At 43.1% G+C, this 25,766-nt stretch carries 28 protein-coding genes; 7 read left to right on the forward strand and 21 right to left on the reverse strand.

The window, feature by feature from the left end:
• The first annotated feature begins 17 nt into the window (after window positions 1–17).
• Complete coding sequence (locus tag ACO05P_RS05525) at window positions 18–431, forward strand: hypothetical protein (RefSeq protein ID WP_421753965.1); 414 nt, start codon at window positions 18–20, stop codon at window positions 429–431.
• On the opposite strand, the gene ACO05P_RS05530 is transcribed toward ACO05P_RS05525, so the two are convergent.
• From ACO05P_RS05530 to ACO05P_RS05545, 4 genes are all read right to left on the reverse strand, one after another.
• Window positions 428–1,900, reverse strand: a complete 1,473-nt coding sequence (locus ACO05P_RS05530; protein ID WP_421753966.1) for a DUF389 domain-containing protein — start codon at window positions 1,898–1,900, stop codon at window positions 428–430. The two genes, ACO05P_RS05525 and ACO05P_RS05530, sit on opposite strands and share 4 nt — an antisense overlap.
• A 122-nt stretch (window positions 1,901–2,022) precedes the next feature.
• Complete coding sequence (locus tag ACO05P_RS05535) at window positions 2,023–2,385, reverse strand: arsenate reductase family protein (protein ID WP_421753967.1); 363 nt, start codon at window positions 2,383–2,385, stop codon at window positions 2,023–2,025.
• The gene (locus ACO05P_RS05540) at window positions 2,382–3,077 is read right to left on the reverse strand and encodes a TrmH family RNA methyltransferase (protein ID WP_421753969.1); all 696 of its coding nucleotides are present in this window, start codon (window positions 3,075–3,077) and stop codon (window positions 2,382–2,384) included. The genes ACO05P_RS05535 and ACO05P_RS05540 overlap by 4 nt, the downstream gene beginning before the upstream one ends.
• A gap of 2 nt (window positions 3,078–3,079) precedes the next feature.
• Window positions 3,080–4,738, reverse strand: a complete 1,659-nt coding sequence (locus ACO05P_RS05545) for a formate--tetrahydrofolate ligase (RefSeq protein ID WP_421753971.1) — start codon at window positions 4,736–4,738, stop codon at window positions 3,080–3,082.
• 65 nt (window positions 4,739–4,803) lie between these two features.
• On the opposite strand from ACO05P_RS05545, the gene ACO05P_RS05550 reads away from it, so the two are divergent.
• Window positions 4,804–5,427 (forward strand): hypothetical protein, encoded by a 624-nt coding sequence (locus ACO05P_RS05550; protein WP_421753972.1) that lies wholly within the window; start codon window positions 4,804–4,806, stop codon window positions 5,425–5,427.
• Window positions 5,428–5,616: 189 nt separating this feature from the next.
• Window positions 5,617–7,896, forward strand: coding sequence for a catalase/peroxidase HPI (gene katG / locus ACO05P_RS05555; protein WP_421753974.1), 2,280 nt, complete (start codon window positions 5,617–5,619; stop codon window positions 7,894–7,896).
• Window positions 7,897–7,951: 55 nt separating this feature from the next.
• On the opposite strand, the gene ACO05P_RS05560 is transcribed toward katG, so the two are convergent.
• The 3 genes from ACO05P_RS05560 to ACO05P_RS05570 form a co-directional block, all read right to left on the reverse strand.
• Window positions 7,952–8,560: a YkgJ family cysteine cluster protein gene (locus ACO05P_RS05560; RefSeq protein WP_421753975.1), complete on the reverse strand. Its 609-nt coding sequence runs from the start codon at window positions 8,558–8,560 to the stop codon at window positions 7,952–7,954.
• A gap of 96 nt (window positions 8,561–8,656) precedes the next feature.
• On the reverse strand, window positions 8,657–8,974 hold the full coding sequence (locus ACO05P_RS05565; RefSeq protein ID WP_421753977.1) for a hypothetical protein: 318 nt from the start codon (window positions 8,972–8,974) through the stop codon (window positions 8,657–8,659).
• Between the two features lie 65 nt (window positions 8,975–9,039).
• Complete coding sequence (locus tag ACO05P_RS05570) at window positions 9,040–9,309, reverse strand: hypothetical protein (RefSeq protein WP_210758977.1); 270 nt, start codon at window positions 9,307–9,309, stop codon at window positions 9,040–9,042.
• A gap of 83 nt (window positions 9,310–9,392) precedes the next feature.
• Between ACO05P_RS05570 and ACO05P_RS05575 the strand changes: the two genes are divergently transcribed.
• The 3 genes from ACO05P_RS05575 to ACO05P_RS05585 are packed head-to-tail and all read left to right on the forward strand — an operon-like array spanning window position 9,393 to window position 13,846.
• The gene (locus ACO05P_RS05575) at window positions 9,393–10,742 is read left to right on the forward strand and encodes a hydroxymethylglutaryl-CoA reductase, degradative (protein WP_421753978.1); all 1,350 of its coding nucleotides are present in this window, start codon (window positions 9,393–9,395) and stop codon (window positions 10,740–10,742) included.
• Entirely contained in the window at window positions 10,743–11,612 is an 870-nt protein-coding gene (locus ACO05P_RS05580) for a GYDIA family GHMP kinase (RefSeq protein ID WP_421753980.1), read from the forward strand.
• A gap of 47 nt (window positions 11,613–11,659) precedes the next feature.
• Window positions 11,660–13,846 (forward strand): PKD domain-containing protein, encoded by a 2,187-nt coding sequence (locus ACO05P_RS05585; RefSeq protein ID WP_421753982.1) that lies wholly within the window; start codon window positions 11,660–11,662, stop codon window positions 13,844–13,846.
• Here the strand turns inward: ACO05P_RS05585 and ACO05P_RS05590 are convergent.
• From ACO05P_RS05590 to ACO05P_RS05605, 4 genes are read right to left on the reverse strand one after another with little or no spacing between them, the layout of a single operon-like run.
• Entirely contained in the window at window positions 13,843–14,208 is a 366-nt protein-coding gene (locus ACO05P_RS05590; protein WP_421753983.1) for a fluoride efflux transporter FluC, read from the reverse strand. The genes ACO05P_RS05585 and ACO05P_RS05590 overlap by 4 nt on opposite strands.
• On the reverse strand, window positions 14,205–14,789 hold the full coding sequence (locus ACO05P_RS05595; protein ID WP_421753985.1) for a phosphatase PAP2 family protein: 585 nt from the start codon (window positions 14,787–14,789) through the stop codon (window positions 14,205–14,207). The genes ACO05P_RS05590 and ACO05P_RS05595 overlap by 4 nt, the downstream gene beginning before the upstream one ends.
• On the reverse strand, window positions 14,782–15,789 hold the full coding sequence (gene obgE / locus ACO05P_RS05600) for a GTPase ObgE (RefSeq protein ID WP_421753987.1): 1,008 nt from the start codon (window positions 15,787–15,789) through the stop codon (window positions 14,782–14,784). The genes ACO05P_RS05595 and obgE overlap by 8 nt, the downstream gene beginning before the upstream one ends.
• Before the next feature lie 3 nt (window positions 15,790–15,792).
• Window positions 15,793–16,365 carry an adenylate kinase gene (locus tag ACO05P_RS05605; protein ID WP_421753988.1) on the reverse strand — a complete coding sequence of 191 codons (573 nt, stop codon included), beginning with the start codon at window positions 16,363–16,365 and terminating at the stop codon, window positions 15,793–15,795.
• A 113-nt stretch (window positions 16,366–16,478) separates the two neighbouring features.
• On the opposite strand from ACO05P_RS05605, the gene ACO05P_RS05610 reads away from it, so the two are divergent.
• Window positions 16,479–17,564, forward strand: a complete 1,086-nt coding sequence (locus ACO05P_RS05610) for a mannose-1-phosphate guanylyltransferase (protein ID WP_421753990.1) — start codon at window positions 16,479–16,481, stop codon at window positions 17,562–17,564.
• Here ACO05P_RS05610 and ACO05P_RS05615 read toward each other — a convergent pair.
• From ACO05P_RS05615 to ACO05P_RS05660, 10 genes are all read right to left on the reverse strand, one after another.
• Entirely contained in the window at window positions 17,561–18,865 is a 1,305-nt protein-coding gene (locus ACO05P_RS05615; protein WP_421753992.1) for a cryptochrome/photolyase family protein, read from the reverse strand. The genes ACO05P_RS05610 and ACO05P_RS05615 overlap by 4 nt on opposite strands.
• Window positions 18,847–19,509 (reverse strand): flavin reductase family protein, encoded by a 663-nt coding sequence (locus ACO05P_RS05620; RefSeq protein ID WP_421753994.1) that lies wholly within the window; start codon window positions 19,507–19,509, stop codon window positions 18,847–18,849. Before ACO05P_RS05620 ends, ACO05P_RS05615 begins: the two co-directional genes overlap by 19 nt.
• Window positions 19,509–20,204, reverse strand: coding sequence for an SDR family NAD(P)-dependent oxidoreductase (locus ACO05P_RS05625; protein WP_421753996.1), 696 nt, complete (start codon window positions 20,202–20,204; stop codon window positions 19,509–19,511). The genes ACO05P_RS05620 and ACO05P_RS05625 overlap by 1 nt, the downstream gene beginning before the upstream one ends.
• 1 nt (window position 20,205) lies before the next feature.
• The gene (folE, locus tag ACO05P_RS05630; protein WP_421753998.1) at window positions 20,206–20,931 is read right to left on the reverse strand and encodes a GTP cyclohydrolase I FolE; all 726 of its coding nucleotides are present in this window, start codon (window positions 20,929–20,931) and stop codon (window positions 20,206–20,208) included.
• Window positions 20,894–21,301 (reverse strand): 6-pyruvoyl trahydropterin synthase family protein, encoded by a 408-nt coding sequence (locus ACO05P_RS05635; protein WP_421753999.1) that lies wholly within the window; start codon window positions 21,299–21,301, stop codon window positions 20,894–20,896. The genes folE and ACO05P_RS05635 overlap by 38 nt, the downstream gene beginning before the upstream one ends.
• Window positions 21,298–21,819: an isopentenyl-diphosphate Delta-isomerase gene (gene idi, locus ACO05P_RS05640; RefSeq protein WP_421754000.1), complete on the reverse strand. Its 522-nt coding sequence runs from the start codon at window positions 21,817–21,819 to the stop codon at window positions 21,298–21,300. The genes ACO05P_RS05635 and idi overlap by 4 nt, the downstream gene beginning before the upstream one ends.
• Window positions 21,820–21,822: 3 nt before the next feature.
• A complete protein-coding gene (locus ACO05P_RS05645) occupies window positions 21,823–22,662 on the reverse strand; it encodes a phytoene/squalene synthase family protein (protein WP_421754002.1) in 840 nt (279 codons plus the stop codon).
• Window positions 22,646–24,145, reverse strand: a complete 1,500-nt coding sequence (locus ACO05P_RS05650; protein ID WP_421754003.1) for a phytoene desaturase family protein — start codon at window positions 24,143–24,145, stop codon at window positions 22,646–22,648. The genes ACO05P_RS05645 and ACO05P_RS05650 overlap by 17 nt, the downstream gene beginning before the upstream one ends.
• A gap of 11 nt (window positions 24,146–24,156) precedes the next feature.
• Window positions 24,157–24,660: an RNA polymerase sigma factor gene (locus tag ACO05P_RS05655; protein WP_421754004.1), complete on the reverse strand. Its 504-nt coding sequence runs from the start codon at window positions 24,658–24,660 to the stop codon at window positions 24,157–24,159.
• Window positions 24,661–24,822: 162 nt separating this feature from the next.
• On the reverse strand, window positions 24,823–25,716 hold the full coding sequence (locus tag ACO05P_RS05660) for a MerR family transcriptional regulator (RefSeq protein ID WP_421754005.1): 894 nt from the start codon (window positions 25,714–25,716) through the stop codon (window positions 24,823–24,825).
• Window positions 25,717–25,766 lie beyond the last annotated feature (50 nt).

Raw genomic sequence — 25,766 nt, forward strand, 5'->3', positions numbered from 1 at the left:
TGAGGGGTTAAATAAGCATGGAAAATCCCGAGCGTCGCTTTCGACTGAGACAAGATCATCAAATTGTGGGCTATATGCGCAAGCTTAGCGAGCGCATGGTGCTCTTCTCCAAAGATGGTTTTTGGTGGCGGGGCTATAAGCCCGAATACAATGAGGTAGACGAGTTTATCGGTCTGAAGGATTGCAACAATCGCCATATCTACGAATGGGATATCCTCTATTTTAAAATAGATCCGGATGGTCCTTATGAAGAAGGCGTAATCCTCTGGGAAGGAAAACAACAAGTTTTCGGCATAAAAGCCATTCGACAAGAAAGTTTCTTCCCTTTAGAATTGGAAGGAATAAGCTTATTTAATCCCAGAGAATTAAGAGTCTTTTCGCATCTCTGGTTAAACCCTGAATTAAAAAAGCAATTAGGTGTTAAGGATTAGTTCTTCAGTCCCTTGAGCTCAACTTCCATCGGTTTAAGCTTAACCAATTTGCGCTGAACGGAGATAGTATCCACTTGCAATCGGGCCTCTAACCATCGACCTATAGTCTTACATTCTGCATCGAGTCCAGTGGTATCCGGAGCATTCCACTTTAACTCTGCCATCATTAAGGTATCGGTTGCTCCTTCGGTAAACTCCACCATACGGGCCATGGAAACACTGTGCAAACGCGGATACATTACTTGCAGTTCTTTGTGAATTTGCTGCAGGGGTAAATGCTGACGACGTTCTCCTTCCAGGGCTAATTTCAACTCGGCAATGGTTCGATCTTTATCCTGGATTTCCAATTGAGATTTCGAGAATACATCCACCAATTTGGTGACCTCTTCCGAATTCATTTGGTCCATACTTTGAGGCTGAACCACCTTTAATACCGAACCTTCCAAATTATAGGCTCCTAATTTAGAGCGCCAGGAATCAATGATTTTACCGGGAATAGGTTCCCCAAAGAAGACCAGATTAATCTGAGTTTCATGGCCCTCTTCATGTACAACTTCCTTCTTCACTAATTCGGCACCATCGTAAAATACATTCTCCGAAATAAAAGATTCTACGCGGCGATTGAAATACGATTCCGTTACCACATTATAGAAGGTATAACCACTGGGTACTACAATAATTAAAATAACGGCTACGATATAGCGACGGGCACGCTTGGCTCTAACCTGATCAACAAATTCCTTAACCGGGAAATTTAGGAAGCGCACAATCACAAAGGTGGCCAGGCTGATAAAAATAGAGTTGATTAAGAAGAGGTAGAAAGCGCCCATAAAGAAGGACCACTGCCCGGTAGCTAAACCATAACCCGCGGTACAAAGCGGTGGCATCAGAGCGGTAGCAATGGCCACACCTGGCACCACATTGGTTTTAATCCGTCGATTGGCGGCCAAAATACCTGCCAATCCACCAATAAAGGCTACGAATACATCTAATAAGGTAGGACGCGTACGCGCTAATAATTCCGATTGTGCATCTACCAGAGGCGTAAGACTAAAGTAAATGGTACTGGTAATGATACTCACCGAAAACATAATAGCGAAGTTGCGCAGGGAGCGCTTCATGGTAGCCCAGTCGTTGATTCCCATACTCAGGCCCATCCCTAAGATAGGGCCCATTAAGGGAGAAATAAGCATCGCTCCAATTACTACTGCACCGGAGTTAACGTTCAATCCAATAGAAGCAATCAGAATACTGAAGATCAGAATCCAAACATTATAGCCTTGAAAGTCAATATCCGCTTTAATCGATTCTATGGTTTCCTGAGGATGGGCATTCCCCTCAATGCGAAGGGTTTGATTCAGAAATTTCCGAACGTATCGAAAAGCGATGGCTAGCGGATTATGCTCAGGATGATGCGGTTCAGGGCTGGGGTTTGGCGAATTTGCTTCAGTATTGGAATCAGTAGTCATGTTCACAAATCAAAGAGGAAAGATATTTCAAAAATCAATTAGCCAGTAGATTGTTCGGGCTCTGGATCTATTTTTTTTTTTGGCGGCTATAATAGGCTGGGACTAATTGACCCGCCTCAATTCTATTCCTCCTGGGCATTGATAATAGCCGATACAGCCTCGGCATTTTGCTTTGAGTTTCCAATAAATATTTGATCTTCCCAAATGAGTACCGGGCGCTTCAGGAAACTGTAATGCTCTAAAATTAAATCCCTTAGATCTGATTCCGACAAATCGGCCTGAGCCAAATTACGCTCTTTGTACAAACGGGCTCGCTTGCTAAATAAGGCTTCATAGGATCCTGCCAATTTATACATGTGCTCCAATTGATCTGCTTGTATAGCTTCCTTCTTGATATCTTGCTGATAGACTGATTTAGGTAAATTCCAAGCTTTCATCAAGCGTTTGCAGGTATCACAGGTACTGAGGTAAAAAATTCTTTTCATGATTTATGTTGGGCTTCCCATTCATTTTCAATTTTCTCCCGTAAAGGCCAGGCTGAGGCCCCGAGGCGCTCCATGGTCCAGTTGAGTTCCAATTGCAGGCGTTCCTCTTCCTCTAATTTCCAGGGATAGTCGGAACTCCTTAAACTCTGACTTAATTGCTGTAAAATTAGTGCCGCAGCCACGGATACATTAAAGCTCTGGGTAAAACCATATTGAGGAATGCGAATTTTGGTAGCGGCAAGGGAACGGGCTTGCGCTGAAACACCATCCCACTCCGACCCCATCAACAAGGCTAGCTTATTTCCCTGATATTGAAAATCCGGCAAATCCACATCACCCTGCGGGTCGGCCACCACCAATTGATAATTCTCCTTTTGAATTTGCTTTAGGCAGAGCTCTAAATTGTTCTGATTTCGCTCTTGATAGCGATGCAGGCTTATCCATTTTGTAGAGCCCTTAGCAATGGCTTTGGCCAGGCGAGCTTCATAACGTTGACTCACTAAATGCACATCCTGTACCCCCAGAATATCAGCGGTGCGCAGCAGGGCGCCGATATTATGCTCCTGGCGGATATCTTCCAGTATTAAACAAATCTTACGGGTTCTTTGCGCAGCAACGCTTTCTATGCGCTCTACTCTTTCGGGAGTAAGGTGATGTTTTAGTTCCCTTACCAGTTCAGCTAAACTTATCAAGACTAAAAGAGACCGCTAATATTTCCTTCTTTATCGATATCTATATTATGTGCCGCCGGTGTTTTGGGTAAACCAGGCATCCGCATTATGTCCCCGGAAAGAGGAATAACAAAGCCGGCACCTGCGGCAATCTCAATGCCCCGTACTTGAAAATTAAAGTCTTTAGGGCGTCCTTTTAAAGCCGGATCATCACTTAGGGACTTTTGAGTTTTGGCAATGCAAATAGGTGCATCATCCATTCCCAATTCTTGGATACGCTTTAAGTCTCGGCGAGCAGTACTGGTGAAACTCACTTTTGCAGCTCCATAAAATTGAGTGGCAATTTTCTCAATTTTCTTCTCTACCGGTAAGTCCAAATTATAGAGGAAGCTAAAATCATTTTCTGCTTCATCAATGGTTTGTAATACCGCCTTAGCAAGGTCTACCGAACCGGCACCTCCATCCGCCCAAGCAGTGCTGGTTACCGCTCTAACTCCTAATTTCTCGCTTTCTTCGATTACCGCAGCAATTTCAGCTTCGGTATCCGTTGGGAATCGATTTACCACCACCACGGCCGGTAAGCCAAATTGCTTCACATTTTCGAGGTGTTTTTCCAAATTGCACATTCCCTTGCGCAGGGCTTCTACATTTTCTGTTTGCAGTTCTGCTAATGGCTGTTCTCCATGATATTTCAAGGCTCTAACCGTGGCTACCAGAACTACAACTTCCGGTGCTAAAGCGGCGGCCCGACATTTAAGATCGAGGAACTTCTCCCCACCTAAATCAAAGCCAAAGCCGGCTTCAGTAACGACATAATCGGCTAAACGTAAACCCGTTTGAGTGGCAATGATCGTATTGGTTCCTTGGGCAATATTGGCGAAGGGCCCTCCATGCATAAGTACAGGATTGCCTTCTAAGCTTTGCACCAAATTGGGTTTTATCGCATCCTTTAACAGAGCGGCCATCGCTCCTTCTGCCTTCAGGTCCCGAGCAAAAACAGGCTTACGTTCAAAGGTATAGGCTACTAGTATATTTCCTAATCTCTTCTTTAAATCATTAAGATCCAGAGCCATACAAAGAATAGCCATGATTTCAGAAGCGGCTGTAATATCAAATCCCGTTTCACGAGGCATACCATGACTACGTCCACCTAAGCCAACATTGATATGACGCAATGCTCGATCATTTAAATCCATGGCTCTTTTCCAAAGCACAGTTCGTGGATCTATCTGAGGGCTTTGATTGAAATGGAGGTGGTTGTCAATTAATGCGGAAAGTAAATTATGCGCAGATTCGATGGCCGAAAAATCGCCGGTGAAATGCAGGTTAATATCCTCCATTGGCACTACCTGAGCATGACCTCCACCAGTTGCACCACCTTTAATGCCAAAAACCGGACCCAGTGAGGGTTCACGGAGAACCGCCAAAGAGCGCTTTTTCAACTTACAAAGCGCATCATGTAAACCAATACTCATGGTAGTTTTACCCTCTCCGGCCGGAGTTGGCGAAATAGCGGAAACCAATATCAGTTTACCTTGCTTGGCTTCTTTGGCAATATTTAAAGGTAATTTGGCTTTGTACTTTCCATAAAACTCGAGATCCTCTTCCTGGATATCTAATTTTGAGGCTATCTTATCAATGGTTGCAGGCTCATAAGCCCGTGCAATATCTAAATCGGTCATTTAATTTGGTTTGGAAAAAGTATGTACCTTTTCCCTGCAAGTTATAACCTAGATTCTAGATTCCCTTGAAGAATAAGCGCTTTTTTAGGACCAGTGTATATGCCTGGTTAATTCTTTGTGTACTCTTTGCTTTTCAGGATAAAGTACGGGCTCAAAGTGATGAGAGCCCTACTAAAGAATATGGTAAAAAGGAATTTATTCAAGATTTCCAAAATGCCGTTCTACTCGTACGATTGCAGGATAAAGACCTCACCTTAAAACGTTTGGAAGAAGAAGGGCTACAAGAGCAAGCAGAAAAGATTCGTGAAATGCAGCGAAGAGAAAACCGTGAAACCGTTCTCTCTTTTCGAAAGACCTTTGATTTTTGCCCGGTTTATTTCTTTTATGCCAAAGACAGTGAAGCCATTCGCAAAGGGGATTATAAGGATAAACTTTTCGATGCCGATTTTCAAGCTGCTCAAGTATCCAGCAATCAAAAAGTCTTTACTGCTGAATTTGCCGAAACGGATGGTCTGGGTATAGATGGACTGATTATCCGTGATGATCAGCTTTTATCCTTCGAGGATCCTATCCCCTACTTCGAACGACGCTTTGTTTTCTTTGGCTTAATTGAACGCTCCAAAGCTCGTATGGTGGAAGCTTATAATAAGCGCCTGCATCAGTATTCGGATAAATACCGCCAGTCTTAGTTTGTTTACTCCAAGCTTATTTTCTGAGTTCTAAGTACTAAGACATTGAACCTAAGGTCGGGTTTGTTGTTTCTTACTTAATCGATTTCAACAATATAATTATCGATTTGATTGCCTCAGTCGATGTTTTGAAGCAATTATCCTTAATTATGCAAGGAGATAAATCGATCTAATTTAAAGTAAACAACCATGAAACAACTCATTACCGCAACTTTGGTTTTACTGGTAGCTAGTGCCGGTGCTCAAGTGCAAATGCAGGGCGACATTTCGAAATGTCCTGTGCATGGTGCTGCCGCCACAGCCACTTCTACCCCGGAAAAAATGGAGGCCAAAAAAGACGGACCAAACAACCGTGATTGGTGGCCTAATCAATTAGACCTAAGCATTTTAAGGCAAAACTCTCTGAAGTCTGATCCCATGGGTCCCGACTTTGATTATGAAACTGCCTTTACTAATTTGGATTATAATGCCCTTAAAGCGGATATCCGTGCAGTTCTTACTGACAGTCAAGATTGGTGGCCTGCTGATTACGGCCATTATGGAGGTTTGTTTATTCGCATGGCTTGGCACAGTGCTGGTACCTACCGCACCGGTGATGGTCGCGGTGGTTCTCGCGAAGGACAACAGCGTTTTGCTCCTTTAAACAGTTGGCCTGATAATGCAAATCTCGATAAAGCACGTCGCTTACTTTGGCCGGTAAAAAAGAAATATGGTGCTTCCATCTCATGGGCCGATTTGATCATCCTGGCTGGTAATGTTGCCTTAGAAGATATGGGCTTCGAAACCATTGGCTTTGCTGGTGGTCGTACTGATGTTTGGGAACCCAATAGCAATGTGTACTGGGGACCAGAAAGTAAATGGTTAGAAGATAAACGCTATTCCGGGGATCGCGAATTAGAATCACCTTTAGCGGCAGTTCAAATGGGATTGATATATGTAAATCCAGAAGGTCCCAATGGGGTGCCAGATCCGGTTTTAGCCGGAAAAGATATTCGCGAAACCTTTGGTCGTATGGGCATGAATGATGAAGAAACCGTGGCCCTTATTGCTGGGGGACATACCTTCGGTAAAACACATGGTGCTGCCAGCTCAGAGTATATGGGTCCTGAGCCCGAAGCAGCAGGTATTGAAGAACAAGGTTTCGGTTGGACCAGTAGTTATGGAAGCGGAAAAGCCGGTGATGCCATTACCTCTGGTTTAGAAGTTATTTGGACTCGTACACCCAGTCAATGGAGTCACGACTTTTTTAAAGCTCTTTTCAATTTCGAGTGGGAATTAACTAAAAGTCCGGCCGGAGCCCATCAATGGGTTGCTAAAGACGCCGGTAAAGTTGCTCCCGACGCTTTCGATACCACCAAATTCCACAATCCGACTATGCTTACCACCGATTTAGCCTTGCGCTTTGACCCGGTGTATGAGAAAATTTCACGTCGTTTCCTTGAAAACCCTGAAGAGTTTGAAATAGCCTTTGCAAAAGCCTGGTTTAAATTAACCCACCGTGATATGGGTCCGAAGAGCACCTATTTAGGTCCGGAAATACCCCAGGAAGATTTTATCTGGCAAGATCCCATTCCAGCCTTAAATCATGAGCTAGTAAATGCTGAGGATATTAAGACCTTGAAATCTCAAATCCTAAACTCTGGACTCAGCATTCAAGAATTAGTAAGTACGGCTTGGGCCTCTGCTTCCACTTATCGAATTTCTGATCGTCGCGGTGGCGCGAATGGTGCTCGTATTCGATTGGAACCCCAACGCAGCTGGGAATGCAATAATCCCGAGCAACTGAACAAAGTATTAAATGCGCTGGAGAAAATTCAAAAGGACTTTAATAAGAAAGCCAAAGGAAATAAGCGCATTTCCATGGCTGATCTAATTGTATTGGGTGGTGCTGCGGCTATCGAGGAAGCAGCTAAAAATGCAGGACATCCTATTGAGGTTCCGTTTAGCCCTGGACGTATGGATGCCAGTCAAGAACAAACTGATGTAGAAGGAATGGCCGTTTTAGAGCCTATGGCTGATGGTTTCCGCAATTACAAAAAGACTCAATACACTTATACCACTGAGGAATTATTGGTAGATAAAGCTCAATTACTCAGCTTAACTCCACCTGAAATGACTGTTTTAGTGGGTGGTATGCGTTCCTTAAATGCTAATTACGATAATAGCAATACCGGAATTTTTGGTTCAGATCCCTCTAAATTGTCCAATGACTTCTTCCAAAAGTTACTTAGCATGGATGTAAAATGGAAGGCCACAGATGAAACCAAGGAGCATTTTAATGGTCTTGACCGTAAGACTGGAGAGTTAAAGTATACTGCCAGCCGCGCCGACCTAATTTTTGGATCGAACTCAGAACTCCGCGCTTTAGCTGAAGTTTATGGTAGTGATGATGCCAAAGAAAAATTTGTTCAGGACTTTATAGCAGCCTGGACTAAAGTGATGCAGCTCGATCGTTTTGATCTTAAATAAGGGAAATTTCCCGATTTAACCCGAACCGCTTGTCTACCTAAGTCAAGCGGTTTTTTTATGCAGATTTCCGGAGTCGATAAGGAAAAGGGCGATATTGGTAATAGTTCTCCACCTCTTCAATAGCTCGCAATATGGCTTTATTAATGGGCAGATATTCCTGACCTAAGCGAAAATCAATTTGTGCCAATTTCTGATAATAGCTCATATAATGTGGCGCTCTCCCCTTTTGAATTAAGGATTGGCTGGCTAATAAGTTATCCGCCTGGCTCCCTTTAATCCATTTACAAGTAGATAATTGTCGATCGCCATTTTTATCACGAATTGTTGCAAATCCGAACAAGCGACAAATTAATCCACGGTCCTCATAAATGCTGCAGCGACCTTTTAAATACGGACTATTGGCTATGATCGGTTTAAAGCCCTGGCAAAGACCAGAAGTATTGGCTTGCAATTGTTGCTTGGCCGTAACATGTTGCCCCTCTAAAAACAAATGAAATGCATAGGGCAGAAATTCCAATACTGCCGCTTCGATATCTGCTTTATTACAGCAATGTCCACAGCCACTTAAACAAGCCAGGCCACTTGCCTTTTGAAAAGCTTTAGTCTCCTCTTCAAGCTGCCCAAATACCTTTTGAACCTGCCTGACGCGAATTGCGATTGACATAAAAATCGAGCGAATTTAGATCAAATGCAAATCCGGTAAACAAGGTCAATAAAATAATTAGGTGCTGTAAAACAAGCACTTAAACCTACACATCTCTTAATTGGGATTCTTGGTCTCCAAATAATTTCCCAAGACTTGATTTCCCTTCCAGGCAAACAAAATTCCTCCAGCAGTATAGGCCAGGATATCATAAGGATCCGAATAATGCCTTGGATCCACTGAAGGAAAATACCACTCAAATAGCAAGGCATACCAAAGAATGAAAATTAGGATCCAATACTTGGGTAGTTTAAAGCTCGGATCGGCGGGAAAAACATTTTGAAAAAAGGCCAAGGCTAATCCCAAGACAATACATGGAGCCAGAATATCATCCAAATAGGCATGAACCCATGGAATAGACCATCCCTTCTCCACTATTTGATGAAGGGTAAAAAGTATAGAGCTTATCCAGAATAAACGGCTAAAACGAAACCACATCTTTAATGAACGGTACTGCTGGCCATCGCCGCTACCATGCTAATAATGCTAAAGAAAATCAATTGTATAAAGCGAAGAACTTGCAGAAATCCCTTCTTAATAAAAGGCGTATCCGGATCAATCTTAATTAAAGGAAGACCGCGCATTTCAATGCTTTCACGGGCTTCAATTTCGGAAAGATGACGATCATTGAGACGCTTTCCGCAGTTATTGCAGTTCTCCTGATGACCATCGGTCCAATCACTGCAATGTTCGCATTTGGTTTCTTTCACTTTTTTAAGAAAAGATTTACAACAAAGAAACGAAACAGGGGTTAGGAATGTGCTCGTATATTTGAAAATTAATTTCCAGCAGCATGCGCAAACCGATTAAAGGTTTTTCGAAACTCAGCAAGGAAGCCAAAATTGAATGGCTAAGTGATCAGTTTTTTGATAATTCAGAAGATGCGATCAATCTATTAAAGCATTACTGGCATGAAGATCCTAAGGTGCAAAAGCTTCATGATGAGTTTATTGAAAACACCCTGAGCAATTACTACATGCCATTTGGGGTAGCTCCGAATTTTAAAATTAACGGAGAACTTTATACCATTCCCATGGCCATTGAAGAAAGTTCGGTGGTAGCTGCCGCAGCGAAAAGTGCGACCTATTGGTTAGAGCGTGGAGGTTTTAAAACCAGCATTATCTCAACCAAGAAAGTAGGTCATGTACATTTTATCTATCAAGGGGATGCTCAAAAATTGCAAAGCTTTTTTGAAGCTTTAAAGCCTGCGCTTTTAAAAGATACCGAAGAACTCACTGCCAATATGCGCGCGCGTGGAGGTGGTATTATCGACCTAAAATTGGTGGATAAGCGTACGGCCATGGAAGATTACTGGCAAATTGAAGCCCTTTTCGAAACCTGTGATTCCATGGGGGCCAATTTTATAAACTCCTGCCTGGAGCAATTCTCCCAAACCTTGCAGCGTGAAATCAAAGCTCAGGATCACTTTAAGGAAGCAGAGAAAGCCATCCAGGTGGTGATGTGCATTTTATCCAATTACACTCCCGAATGTGTCGTGCGCTCCGAAGTTTCCTGTATAGTGGAAGAACTCAATGGCGATGCTGGAATCAGCCCAGAAGAGTTTGCTCAAAAATTTCAGCGTGCCGTACGTATTGCAGAGGTAGAACCCTATCGGGCCACGACCCATAATAAGGGAATTATGAATGGTATTGATGCAGTGATCATCGCAACCGGGAATGATTTCCGTGCTGTGGAAGCCGCTTGCCATACCTACGCCAGTCGTAAAGGCCAATACAGCTCACTTACCCATTGTGAGGTAAAAGACGGTATTTTCCGCTTCTGGATTGAAGTGCCTTTAGCCCTGGGAACGGTTGGCGGATTGACTCGCTTACATCCCATGGTGAAATTTTCTCTGGATCTTTTGCAACAGCCTAATGCTGAAGAGTTGATGGGAATCGTTGCCAGTTCTGGATTGGCCCAAAATTTCGCTGCCCTTCGAGCCCTTACCACCACTGGAATTCAAAAAGGCCATATGAAAATGCACCTCTTGAATATCTTGAATCAATTGGAGGCTACAGATGCGGAAAAGGAAACCATCGTTAATTACTTTAAGGATAAAGTAGTATCGCATTCTGCGGCTGTAAACAAGTTCTGCGAAATCCGCGGAATTAAAAGCCCTTCTGAGATAAAGAAGGAAAACTAGATGAAGCATTTTTTTGCCCCGGGCAAATTACTTCTTAGTGCTGAGTATAGCGTTCTGGAGGGTGCTAAAGCCATTGCTGTACCTACCATTAAAGGTCAACATCTAGAGATCTTTCCTCAAGCGGAGAAAACCATGCTTTATAAAGCTCTGGACGAAAAGGCTGAGCCCTGGCTGGATTTCCAATTGGGGCAAGCGCAGAGTGAGGAGGAAATGCTAGTGCAGAATATTATTTTGGATGCCTGTGGCTCGCAAGTGCCTGAGTTTTGCAAGGTGCAGAGCCGTTTAGATTTTCCTCGCGCCTGGGGTTTGGGCAGCAGCAGTACCTTCATCAGTCTGATGGCGCAATGGCTTGAAACTGATGTTTGGAGCTTATTCTTTAAACATCTTAAAGGCAGCGGTTATGATGTTGCCGTAGCGGAAGCGGGCCATGTGATCGAATATCAATTATTCGATAAAAAGCCCCATTGGCAAGAGGTTCAGATCCCTGAATTTTTTAAAAACACCTTTCTGCTCTATTTAGGTAAGAAGCAAAATTCTGCCCGCGAGGTGGATCGCTATTTAAAAAAGGATCGCTCTGCGAGTTTGGTGCAAAAGATTTCTAATCTAAGTGATGAACTTTTACAGCTTTCGGATATTGCTGCTCTTGCCAATTGGATGGAGGTGCATGAGGCCTATACGGCAGAATTAATTGGACGTAAACCTCTGCCTTTGCAAATCTTGCCAAAGTATAAAGGACAAGCAAAATCTTTAGGAGCCTGGGGGGGGGATTTCCTCTGGCTAAGCGAAGCACCAGAAGCGGAGGAGCTCAAAGCTGCAGGTCTAAATCAAGTCTTTAAATTTTCAGAATTAGTGCCCTTTACACATTCCTGAAAAATCCACCCGTCATTTTTGTTAACTTGCTGTTTGATTGACGGATTATGCGGCGCATTGGCCTTTTTATACTCCTCCTGCTGGGATTTGGAATGCAGGCTGCTCACCTGGTTGGTGGGGAGCTGAGCTACCGTTGTCTGGGAGGCAGTTCTTATGAACTCCGTTTAATCATTTATCGGGATTGTGCTTCTAATGGTGCACCTTTCGATGACCCGGCCATCATCACTATCTACAATGCTTCCAATCAGGTAGTTCAAAACCTTCAGGTTCCCTTACACCAAAGTAGTTTCTTACCTATTAATGCACCCAATAATTGTACTGCTCTGCCCAGCTTTGTGTGTACCCAGGAAGGCATTTATTTGGATACGGTGAACTTAGCCTCCAGCGGTGGACCTTATACCGTAAGTCACCAACGTTGTTGCCGAAACAACAGTATCGACAATATTCCCAATCCCCGCCTTTGGGGAAATACCTATACCATTAATATCCCTGCAAATCCCACTTGCAACAGCAGCCCCCGATTTTCATCAGCTCCGCCTGTTGCTCTTTGTCTAAATGTGCCGGTTAATATTGATATGGGAGCGGTGGAAACAGATGGAGACAGCCTGTATTATTTCTTATGCTCTCCATTACACGGAGGTGGGAATCAAGTAAATACAACCGGCCCCAATTCACCCCGGCCCGATACAGCCACTCCACCACCTTATGCATTAGTACCTTTTGCCAATACCTATTCTACCTCTTATCCAATAGCCAGTTCACCGGCCTTTAATATTGATCCTCAAACCGGAATGCTGAGCGGAAGACCCAATCAGGTAGGGCAGTTTGTATTTGCGGTTTGTGTACAAGAATGGCGAAATGGAGTTTTACTGAGCACCTTAAGGCGTGACTTCCAGTTTAATGTAACCGCAGCCTGCGTGCGTACCACAGCCGATTTTGATGAACAAGACTTAGACCCTTATACCCTCTGTTCGGGAAAGACCATTCAGTTTAATGAAGACTGTATCAATACCAGTCGCTATTTCTGGGATTTTGGCGTGGCCCTGAGCAATTCGGATACCAGTAACTTAGCTAATCCCGTCTTTACCTTCCCTGATACTGGAGTCTATCAGGTAACTTTAATTGCAGAACCAGGCTCCTCTTGTGCAGATACTATAGTTCGGGAATTTAAAGTATTCGAAGGTCTCAATGTTGGCTTTGATATTGGAGGTCAAGCCTGTTTCGATCAGCATAGTTTTGATTTTACTCCCACAGGTAATTATGGACCCGATGCCAGCTTTAGTTGGAATTTCGGCGGAAATACCACTTCAGGCAGCACTACTTCAACGCTTAAGAATCCTAGTGGTATTGTCTATACTCAATCCGGTTCCTACTATGTAACATTAGAGGTTGAAGATGGCGACTGCAAAGACAATTATAGTGATAGCGTGCATTTGTATCCCAGACCAGTACTCAAACATCGCCTGGATGCTAATTCTGGTTGTGTCCCCTATGCAGTAAGCTTTCGTGATAGTTCGGAATACGCCGGGAATGCTATTCATTTTTGGGATTTTGGTGATGGCTTCACCTCTAGTCTTCAAAATCCGACGCACCTCTATGAAAACCCTGGAGATTATTTTGTGTATCATCGCTTGATAACTACCTCTGCTTGCAAAGATACTCTGGAAGAAAGGTCAAACTCGGCCATTCGAATTCACCCTACCCCCTTTCCGGGGATGATTATAGAACCGGAAGAGGTTAGCATTTTTAATCCCGAATTTGAAATAACCCTTAGCTCAGAAAACTTCAGTACCTCCAGTTTGCTTTTCCCAGATGGACGTAAGGTGATTGACCCTGGGAACAATCTGGTTTATACCGCTCGGGACACCGGTGTGCAACGCTTTGTGCACATTGTAGAGAATGAATTTGGCTGTAGCGATACTATTGCTGTAGAAACCTATGTGCAGCAACCCTTCCGACTCTACATTCCCAATGCCTTTACCCCCAATGACGATGGAATGAATGATGTATTCAGTTATTCCATTTTGGGTGTTCATGAATTCAAAATTCGCATTTTAAACCGCTGGGGACAATTGGTTTTCCAAACTGGCGACCCCTCCTATTTCTGGAATGGGCGCATGAATAATGCAGGAGATGTTCTGCCGGGTGGTGTTTATACCTATGTTATCGAAGTGATTCAGAAAGAGGATCGTACCGGTGTAGTGAAAAGAGGTACGGTTAGTTTAATTCGCTAGGCACTTAAGCGACTCACCCCGATCATAATTGAGATTCCCAAGCCCAGGCTAACTAAAATATTTGCAGCTACAAATGGCCAGGCTTTTTGCTCTATTAATATCCAATTCTCGAGGCTAAAAGTGGAGAAGGTTGAAAAGCCTCCACAAAACCCTACGATCCAGAATAAACGGTGATTCTCAGTGAGTTTATCGGGGATGCTGTAAACCAAAAATGCTAAGAGGCCACAGGCCAAGGTATTGGATATTAAAGTAGCCCAGGGAAAAAATGAGGCCTCTTTAAAAAGATGTATGCTGCCTTTGCTAATGGCATATCGGGCCATAGAGCCCAATCCACCTCCTAAAAAGACCCAAAGCCAATTCATGCCTTTTGCTTTCTATATTCCAAAGGTATCCAACGATCCATAATCAGATAGAGGGCCGTACCGCAAAGGGCGCCAAACAGGGCTCCGCCAATAATATCACCAGGATAGTGCACGCCCAGATAAACTCGTGAATAGGCCACTAAAGAGGCCCAGGCGATTAAGGCATAATACAACCAGGGAAAACGTCGACGGAACAATAATCCTAAGAAAAAAGCCATCCCGAAGGTATTGCTGGCATGGGAACTCACAAAGCCAAAGGCACCACCGCAATGGCCCTTCACCAAGCGAATTTGATCTTGCAAATGCTCCTCATGACAAGGTCGGGAGCGCTGAAATTTTTCCTTGAACAATTGAACCGAGCCTTGATCGGTTGCAAATACATTAAGCACCAAGAAAAGGCTAATCCACAGGCCACTTTTCCAATGGAAAAGCCAAAAAATTAAAGCTAAGAGTGCTGCATACAAAGGGATCCATATCGCCACTTCCGATACCCTCAACCAAAAGGGATCCCAAAATTCAGTTCCCTGTTGATTTAAGAGCAGAAAAAGTTGCTCATCCCATTGCATGATTTGTTCAAGCATCCTTATTCATTAATTGCCATAAGCGGTCTTTTAGACCTTGGATATTTTTACCGCTTACCGAAGAAATGAAAATGAATTCTAAATCTTCCGGTAAGTCTTGCTTTAATTGTTCCGTCATTTCTGCTTCCAGTTCATCATCCAGCATATCACTTTTGCTTATCGCCAAAAGCCTTTGCTTGTCTAATAACTCTGGATTAAAACGCTCGAGCTCCTTCAAAAGAATATCATATTCCTTGCGCAGATCGTCACTGTCGGCTGGAATTAAAAAGAGGAGCATCGAATTTCGTTCAATATGTCGCAGGAAACGATGACCTAAGCCCTTACCCTCACTGGCCCCTTCAATAATTCCAGGGATATCGGCCATAACAAAGGAGCGATAGTCTCGATATTGAACAATCCCTAATTTGGGCGTTAAAGTGGTGAAAGGATAATCTGCGATTTCAGGCTTGGCAGCCGAAACAACCGAAAGTAAAGTTGATTTCCCGGCATTGGGGAAACCTACCAAACCTACATCTGCCAATACCTTTAGTTCAAGGATATTCCATCCTTCTTCACCAGGTTCACCGGGTTGGGCAAAACGTGGAGTTTGAAAGGTTGAAGATTTAAAGTGGGTGTTTCCTAATCCACCGCGACCTCCCTGGCGTAGCACACGCTCCTCACCATTTTCGGTGATTTCGAACAGCACCTCACCGGTTTCCGCATCCTTTGCTACAGTACCCAGAGGCACATCTAAAATTTCGTCGTCTCCTTTCGCTCCGAAACTTTGATTTTGACCGCCATTTTCTCCGGCCTTGGCCTTGATATGTTTACGGTACTTCAGATGTAATAAGGTCCACATCTGATTATTACCACGCAAGATTACAGAACCTCCGGCACCGCCATCTCCCCCATCAGGACCTCCTTTGGAGGTAATCCGCGAGCGATGTAAATGCGCTGAGCCTGCTCCTCCTTTACCGGATTTGCAATAAATCTTTACGTAGTCGACGAAATTCTCTTGCATAAATTAAAGTGCGTCAATCGCAGCAAATAAGCGCTGGGTAATTTCTTCAATGCTACCGATACCATCAATAACCTGAAGTTTATTTTGAGCAGCATAAAAATCTTTAACCGGAGCAGTTTCACGGTTGTAATTGTCAATTCTGGTTTGAATAATCGCGGGATCGGTATCATCCGAACGACCGGAAGTTTTACCGCGCTCCAATAAGCGCGTTTTCAGTTCATTCTCCTCTACTTCCAAAGCCAGCATAATGGAAATTTGCGTTCCGCGGCTTTCTAATAATTGGTCTAAGGCTTCTGCTTGAGGAGTAGTACGTGGAAAACCATCAAAGATAAATCCCTTGGCATCCGGAGCTTTCTCCAGTTCAGATTTCAACATATTAATGGTTACCTCATCAGGTACCAGGTCGCCCTTATCCATATAGGATTTAGCAAGAAGGCCTAATTCAGTTTCTCCTTTAATATTGGCGCGGAAAATATCTCCGGTACTCAGATGCTTTAATTGATATTGTTCAATGAGTTTTTCAGACTGAGTTCCTTTACCGGCTCCGGGAGGACCGAATAGTACAATATTGAGCATTTGATTCTAAATGAAGTTAGAAGATGAAAAGCCACAAAAGTAGCAATTTATTAACCTCTGAGGCCTGAGGTGATCGCTAAGTATAATCGTAGATTTGCGCCAAATATTCGAATATGGCTTCAACCTATTGTGTAATCATGGCTGGCGGCATTGGAAGTCGCTTTTGGCCAATGAGTACCGCCGAAAACCCCAAGCAGTTCCACGACATTTTAGGTACTGGAGAATCTTTACTTCAACAAACTTTCCGAAGATTATCACTACTCACCGATCCAGAAAAAATTCTGGTGGTGACCCATCGTAAATATGAAGCGCAGGTAGCGGAGCAATTACCCGCTATGCCGCATCGCAATATTATCCTCGAACCTGCGCGTCGAAATACCGCACCCTGTATTGCTTATGCCGCCTATCGCATTCAGAGCGAAGATCCCGAGGCTAATATTTTAATCGCTCCCTCCGACCACTTAATCAGCAATGAAAGTGAGTTTGTTCGCATAGCCAATTTAGCCTTGACAACCGCAGAGAACAGCGATTTCCTACTCACCCTCGGCATTAAGCCACATCGCCCGGATACCGGTTACGGCTATATTCAATTTGAGGCTCAAACCGAAGTGGATCAGGAGGTAAAAAAGGTGAAAACCTTCACAGAGAAACCCAATTTGGAGATTGCGCAACAGTTTTTAGATAGTGGTGATTTCCTCTGGAATGCCGGTATTTTTATCTGGTCTTTAAAAACCTTTAAAACGGAATTAGCCCTACATCAGGCCGACCTTTTCCATAATTTCGAACAAGGTAGTGCTCTCTTTGGTACCGAGGAAGAAAACAGCTTCGTAAATAAAATCTACCCTTCTTGCGAAAATGAATCCATCGATTATGGTTTGATGGAAAAATCAAGCAAGGTGTTTGTAATTCCTGCTGATTTCGGTTGGAGTGATTTGGGCACCTGGGGAAGTTTATACGAACATAAAGAGCTGGACAATAATGGTAATGCCCTGATTGGCTCCAAGATTTTAAGCTACGAAAGCGAGGGTAATATTGTACGTATGCCGAAAGATAAAATTGCGGTAATCGAAGGCCTTAAAGAGTATATCATTGTGGACACTCCAGAAGCATTGCTGATTTGCAAAATGCAGAATGAGCAATTGATCAAGACCTTCGTTAGCGATGTGAAGCTAAGTTTCGGCGACGATACCGGAATTTAATCCGATTTTAAAGCGGACTTATAACGCTCCAAAGCACGCTCCCGAGCATTTTTATGATCTACAATGGGTTGAGGATAGGCATCAGTACCGTATTCCTCAACCCATTTTTTTACGTACTTCAAATCGGGGTCAAACTTCTTGACTTGTAAAGCAGGATTGAATACCCGGAAATAGGGTGCCGCATCTACACCACTTCCTGCAGCCCATTGCCAACCTCCTACATTACTGGCCGCATCATAATCTAAAAGCTTTTCGGCAAAATAAGCTTCGCCCAATCGCCAGTCGAGCAAGAGATGCTTAGTTAAAAAACTAGCCACCACCATTCTTACGCGATTATGCATATAGCCAGTGGCATTTAATTCACGCATCCCGGCATCCACCAATAGATAACCGGTTTTCCCATCGCACCAGGCTTTAAAATGCGCTTCATTGTGCTCCCATTTTATTTGATCGTATTCCTTACGGAAACTGTCTTTAAAAGAATGGGGGAAATGATACAGCACTTGCTGGTAAAAGTCGCGCCAGATCAATTCATTAAAATATTTGTCATTCCACTGCTTCGCCTCTTTAGCCAAGGCGCGGATGGAAATGGTTCCAAAGCGTAAATGAATACTAAGTCGACTGGTTCCTTTTATGGATGGGATATCTCGAGTTTCATGGTAATTCTCAATTAGGGATTTACGCCAATCACGATCGGGATAATCAAAATCAAAGGCTTCAAATCCTATGGATTCCAAATCCGGAAAATCCAATCCATTGAGCTGCGCATATTGGTTGGAATCTGCGGAAGGAAATGGTTCCAAATGCGAATCCTTAAGCAAGTGCTTATACTTGCGCATATAAGGGGTGTATACCACATAGGGCTCGCCATTATCCTTAAGCACCTCCCCTTTTTCAAATAACACCTGATCCTTAAAACCTTTAAAGGGAATCTTTTGCTCCTTTAAGATTTCATAAATCATTTTATCCCTTTCCCTTGCTGGGGGCTCATAATCGCGATTTGCATACACCGCTTTTATCGGATAGGTTTTTACTAGTTCCTTCCAAACCTCTGCTACCTCACCGTATTTCACCAGGAGATCCGATCCCCTGGCTTGCAATTGTTCCTTAATCTTTTTTAGCTCCTGCCAAATAAATTGCACACGCGCATCGCGAGCTGGTAGTTGATCCAAAATGGCTCGGTCGAAAATAAAGAGGAGCAGTACCGGGTAATCCCCTTCTAAGGCCTTAGCCAGTCCGTGATTATCTTCCAGGCGCAAATCTCTGCGCATCCAAAATATTGCTAGTTCTTTTTGGGCCATGCTTTCTCTTTAGGTTTCAAATCAGGTTCTGGATAAGCCAGGCGTTTTAAGGGCTGTGGCATATAATAAGTATCCAAACCATTAACAGAAACCGTATTCAGGCGATGCTGTTCAATTAAGCCATCCTCTATTAATGCCTCGGGCTTGCTGAGATGTACTTCCTTAATGGAGGCCACCACCAAAAGGGTATTATTAGCATGAATCCTTTGTTCTGAAACCCATTGCACCCCAATGCCCAAATGGCTTTCCTTTAAATAGGGTATTGTAAAATCTCTTTGAATGGCGCTTAAACCAACCGCCTCTAACTCAGAAATATGTCTTGGATATTTGGCTGCCGCCTGATGCGCCTGATCCACAATTTCGGCCGAAACCGCATTGATTGTAGCTAGACCCGATGTGCGGAAATTCTCTAAACTATGGCGTTCGACCGTATGAGGGCGGAATATCAAACTCAACAAAGGGGGATTGGAACCAATATGCTGCACCGAAAAAAATGGAGCAGCATTAAGCACCCCCTCCGAGTTACGACTGATTAAAAGGTTAAAGCTTTTAAAACCCCCTAAACTATTGATGAAATTAGCCCGGTACCGCGATTCCCAGCCTTCAAAATCAGCACTATCAAAATATAAGCTCTCCCCTGCCATTAGCGAATAGCCGACATTCCTCCATCTACCTTTAATACTTGACCACTTATCCAGCTCGACTTTTCACTTAAAAGGAAAAGCGCCATTTCAGCCATATCTTCGGGTTGACCTACTCTTTTTAAGGGATGCCTTTCTGCATTGGCTTCCCTTTTTCGATCATTGGATAATAAAGAATGTGCCAATGGAGTATCGGTTAAAGAAGGAGCTATCGCATTGAAGCGAATCTTAGGGGCATATTCAGCGGCTAAACTGCGGCATAAGCCTTCCACCGCTCCTTTCGCTCCTGCAATGGAACTATGAAAGGGTAATCCGGTTTGCACTGCGATTGTCGAGAATAGTACTACCGAAGGAGAATCACTCTTTATTAATAAGGGTAATGCTTGTTGTAAGACCTTTACAGCACCTAAATAATTAATTTCCAGATCGGCCCTAAAAGCATCTAAGGCAATCCGCTCGAAAGGCTTTAATTGAATCGAACCCGGACAATAAACCAAGCCATCAATAACATCTAGCGTTTCGGGTAATTTCTCATCTTCGAGAATATCGAAATTTTGAGCTATTATTCCGGTTCTATTTTCCGCTTCTTCAATCGAGCGACTTAAGGCCCACACCTGGTTTCCCTCGGCAGCTAGCCGTTCTGCAATTACTTTTCCAATACCACTTCCTCCTCCAACAATCAAGTAATTCTTAGCCATATTAGGATATCATTTTCAAAAATTCGTTGCGATAGGCCTCCTCTTTGAATTTACCCGAATAATGCACCGTGATCGTATTTGAAGATGCATCTTCCACTCCTCGCGTTGCCACGCACATATGCTCAGCATCAATATAAACGGCCACATCCTCCGTTTGGAGAGCATTCTTTAATTCGGCTCCAATTTGCTCCGTTAAACGTTCTTGCACCTGTGGACGTTTTGAGAAATAGCGTACCAGGCGATTGATCTTACTCAAGCCAATTACTTTACCAGATGAGATATAAGCCACATGGGCCTTCCCGATAATAGGTACTAAATGATGCTCACAATAGGAATGCACGGTAATGTTCTTTTCCAGGAGCATTTGGCCATAGCGATACTTATTATCAAAAAGCTTGGCCTGCGGTTTATTTTCGGGTAATAGGCCCTGAAAAATCTCATTCACATACATTTTAGCCACCCTTCTGGGGGTGCCACTCAAACTATCATCACTGAGATCTAAACCTAGGATTTGCAGGATATCAGCAAATTTTTCTTCTATCCTATTTACTTTTTCTTCGGGGCTGAGCACAAATGCATCCTTGCGTAAAGGGGTCTCCAGATCACTCATTAAATGAGCATCTCCAATGGATTCTACTTTATGTAAGATTTCATCCGCGTTTTGCTCCAAATCCCGTCGCAACTGGCCATTAGCCTTCATATTCAACGAAGTTTCGCGGAGTTTCATAGAGGGTTATTTTTAAATGGTAGCGATCCTCTAATTCGGGACGAAGTAGATGGTAAATCACAACCGCAATGTTCTCGGCACTGGGATTCAGGTTTTTAAACTCCGCTACTTGAGTATTGAGGTTTTTATGATCAAAACGCTCTTCTACTTTACTGCGAATCAAATCCTTCAGCACCTTTAAATCAATCACATAGCCAGTTTCAGGATCAATCTCCCCGCGTACACTAACAATCAAATCGTAATTGTGACCGTGGTACTCCGGATTACTGCATTTCCCAAAAATGGCTTCATTCTTTTCATCGCTCCAATCCGATCGGTACAAGCGATGAGCCGCATTAAAATGCGCCTTTCGACTTACCGTAACCTTCACGAGAGCTGATTTACGTGCGCTTCAAATTGTTTCCAGATAATCTTGAACCAGGCGGTGTAGTTTTCTGGATGCGATTCAATGTCTTTGGATAAATCTTCGATGGAAACCCACTTCCAGCTCATTACTTCAGCTGGATTAATTTGCGGTTCACCATCATAGTGACCAATAAAAAGGTGATCGTACTCATGCTCAATCATGCCTTTATCCAAATCAGCTCGGTAGGTAAATTCTAAAACCTTTTCTACCGGGCAATCAAAACCCATTTCCTCCATTAAACGACGATGCGCTGCTTCTTCTGCCGTCTCTCCCTTGCGGGGATGAGAGCAACAGGTATTGGTCCAAAGGGTACCGGAATGGTATTTCCCCGCTGCGCGTTGCTGCAACATGAGTTCACCTTTTGCATTGAGGACAAAAACGGAAAAGGCACGATGCAATAGTCCTTTGCGGTGGGCTTCCATTTTCTCCATCAGACCGAGCTCTTGATCCTGAGCGTCGACTAGGATAACTTCTTCTGCCATTGACTATAAGATGTTAAAACTGTGTTTAAGATACGAGCTTACTAATAAACGATATTTATTGTGGTTGGGAATGCGTACCCTTTGATTTAATATCGTACTGCTTGGCGTCGCCTTGATTTTCAGGAATAAGCGGTAATAGTACATATAGGCCACATAAACTCCAAAGCGTGCTTGCTTGGGTAAAGCAACAATTCCCTCATAACCGGCTTTGAAATCCTTTTCAATATCCTCTTCAATTTCACGCTTTACCTGATCATCAAAGACCTGCATATTCACACCAGGGAAATACACTCTTCCCAATTGCTGATAATCAGCATTCAGGTCGCGCAGAAAATTGATCTTTTGGAATGCCGAGCCTAATTTCATCGCATTCCAGCGCAAGCGATCATACTGTTCCTGATCACCATAGCAAAATACCTTCAAGCACATTAAGCCAACTACTTCCGCACTTCCTAAAATATATTCTTCATACTCCTCCTCTGTTTGCACCTTACTAAGGTCTAAGTCCATTTCCATCGACTTCAGGAAAGTATCAATCAGCTCTCTATCAATATTAAACTGATTAACGGTATGCTGAAAAGAATTGAGGATAGGATTTAAGCTTATCCCCTGATCTATGGCCTTATGACATTGTACTTTAAAGTCATCCAATAAGGCTTTCTTATCATAATCATGAAAGGTATCCACTATTTCATCCGCAAAGCGAACGAAACCATAAATCGCGTAAATATGCTGATGCAAGGCGCGGTCCAAAAACAAAATACCCAAAGAAAAAGAAGTGCTGTACTTCTTCGTCACCATCGCAGAGGTGCGATAGGAAATACGATCAAACAATGCTTTCATGCCTCCGGTTTTTTAAGGTGTCTTTTTCAATTTCAGCAGCCGCAACCAATCCTGAAATCAGGGATGGAGGTACTCCAGGACCAGGCGTGGTCAGTTGCCCGGCATAATAGAGATTCGCTACTTTTTTACTCTTGAGAGAAGGTTTGAGAATTGCGGTTTGACTTAAGGTATTGGCCAATCCATAAGCATTGCCTTTAAAAGCGTGGTAATCGTTTTTAAAGTCTTGCATGGCATAGGACCGTTTGAAATGCACATGAGGTCGAATTTCAGCGCCGATATGCGCCTCCAATCGATCCATCATCAAATGATAATATTTTTCTCTTTGCTCCGCATCATCTTTCAGACCGGGAGCTAAAGGCATTAATAAGAATAAATTTTCTTGTCCTTCCGGGGCTGCTGCCGAATCCGTTTTGGAAGTCGCGGATACATAAAACAAAGGCTTGGAAGGCCACTGTGGACTTTCATAGATTTCGCGGGCATGCTGATCAAAATCCTCATCAAAAAACAAGGTATGATGCAATAGCCCTGGCACCTTTTTATCTACTGCTAAATAGAACAGTAAACTGGAAGGAGCCATGGCTCTAGTCTCCCAATATTTAGGGCTATACTGACGAAATTCTTTGGGAAGGATTTCTTGTTCAAAGTGATGGTAGTCTGCCGCATTTAAAATCACATCCGCCTCGAAATAAGCTTGATTGGTTTGCAGACCTATAATTTGATCACCCTTAAATTTTGCGGAAATAACCTCTTGATTGCATAGAATCTCTACTCCTTGCTCTTCGGCCACAGCCACCATAGCTTTTACAATTTCATACATGCCTCCGCGCGGAAACCAGGTTCCCCCATCGATATCGGCATAATTCATCAAGGAATAAAGCGCGGGTGTATTTTGAGGAGTGGCACCCAGAAATAAAATGGGGAACTCCATAATTTGCTGGAGGCGAGGGTTCTTAAAATGTGCCTGTACATAGCGACGCATACTCTTCAAAAGATCCAATTGAATTAAGCCCCTGGCAATTCGCCAATCTGCAAATTCGAGTAATGAGCGACCCGGCTTATATACCAAATCATTAATGCCAACCTCATACTTATAAGCCGAGTCCTGAATAAATTTCTTCAGTTTCGCTCCACTACCCTTTTCAATTTTTTCGAAGAGTTGAATTACCGCTTCTGTTCCGGCAGGTAGATCGACAAAATCATTGCTGCCGAAATAAACCCGATAACTAGGATCCAAGCGATCCAATTGATAATAATCGGATACCTTTTTGCCGAAAGTTTGGAAATAGGCTTCAAAAACATCGGGCATCCAGTACCAACTGGGCCCCATATCGAAGTGAAAACCTTTGTGCTTAAAGGCTCGGGCCCTACCCCCTGCTTGCGCGTTTTTTTCTAGGATTTTAACTTGAAAACCCTTCTGTGCGAGGGAGCTTGCAGCCGATAATCCTGCAAATCCGGCTCCGACTACAATTGCCGTTTGACCCATGTGTAATTAGATTAACGGTAATCCTTGAGTTTATCCATCATTTTGCGACGAGCCAGGAAAATGCGACTCTTAACCGTTCCTAATGGAATATCGAGGATCTCTGAAATCTCCTCGTACTTATAACCATTGTAATACATCATGAAGGTTTCGAGGTAAGTTTTGTCGATAGAATTTACCTGCTTCATTACGTACTTATGATCCACTATACTGTCTGTGCTTACGGATTTCTCCGTTTCACGCATATTGATGAAATACTTGTTCTCGGTTTCATCAATAAAGGTGTTTTGATTTTTACGCTTGCGATAGGCATTAATGAAGGTATTCTTCATTATGGTGTACAACCAACCTTTAATATTTGTGCCTTCCTGAAACTTCTCACGATTCTTAAGCGCTTTGAACAAGGTTTCTTGCATCAGGTCATCACTGTCATTATTGCTCTTGGTCAGTTTTAAGGCCAACTGACGTAAGAAATCCTGGTGACCAATGATCATAGAACTGAATTCTGCTTGAGACATGTGTGCTGATTTTTAGTTTGTTCAACTTATAACACCCCAAACTTAAACAAAACCCTTCGGTTTCACAAGAATTTTGTTTAACCTTAACACTATTTTGATTAAACAAAAACCTAAAGGACTGATTTAGTCGATGTTATAACTCTGAGATATAATATACGTCGATTAACGTATAAAGGTTTTCTTTAAAGACTCTATATCAGGACATATCTCCACCTGAGAGGGAATACCATCCGTTTCATAATTATGAAACTGCATGCCTGTGAGGAAGAATCGGTAATTGTCTTTGTTGAACATTTCGCCGATTTTCTGAAAATAAATGTCGATTTCCTCAAAATGGGGATTGGTGGTGAAAATGGAAATAAACTGATCGACCTGCGTTTTATCCGCTACCTCTTTTAAATATTCAATGGGTACTGATTGCCCCAGGTAGATTACGCGATTTCCAAGCTTCTTTAGATAATAATAGAGATAGAGTAAGCCCAGCTCATGCAATTCATCAGCTGGAAGATACAGCACATAGCTTTTTCGCTTATCCGATTTTTGAGGAATAATCGTTTGATCGATAATGGCAAATAGCTTTTGTTTCACCAGATTACTGATAAAGTGCTCATTACTTACACTAATGGCACCCGCCTGCCATAACAAGCCCACTTCCTGAATGAATTTCCCCATAATTCTGGAAAGGGTTTCTTCGGTACCGAATTGGATAAGGCATTTATTGAAGATGCTGTCAAAGAGATACTCATCGTATTCCAGCATGGCAATCTTAAAAGCATTAATCTGGCTCTCGTAATTCCCTTGATAACGACCGGCATCAATAACCGCAGCTCTTAGCTCCTCGGGACCTAATTCTGCCACCTTGCTAATACGCATACCACTTTTTACCAATACAGCGATATTAAGGATCTTCTTCAGATGCTCATCTATATAGTATCGAATGTTCGTATCCGTGCGCTTGGGCTCAATGAGTTGATAACGCTGTTCCCAGGCACGTAAAGTATGAGCTTTAATCCCCGAAAGCTTTTCCAGATCTTTTATCGAATACTTAGATTCCATTTTATAGTCTATTACCAAAGAAACCGAATCCTCAGCTATTTGTTTAGCTT

This window comes from Croceimicrobium sp. (genome assembly GCF_965228705.1).
GTDB lineage: Bacteria > Bacteroidota > Bacteroidia > Flavobacteriales > Schleiferiaceae > Croceimicrobium.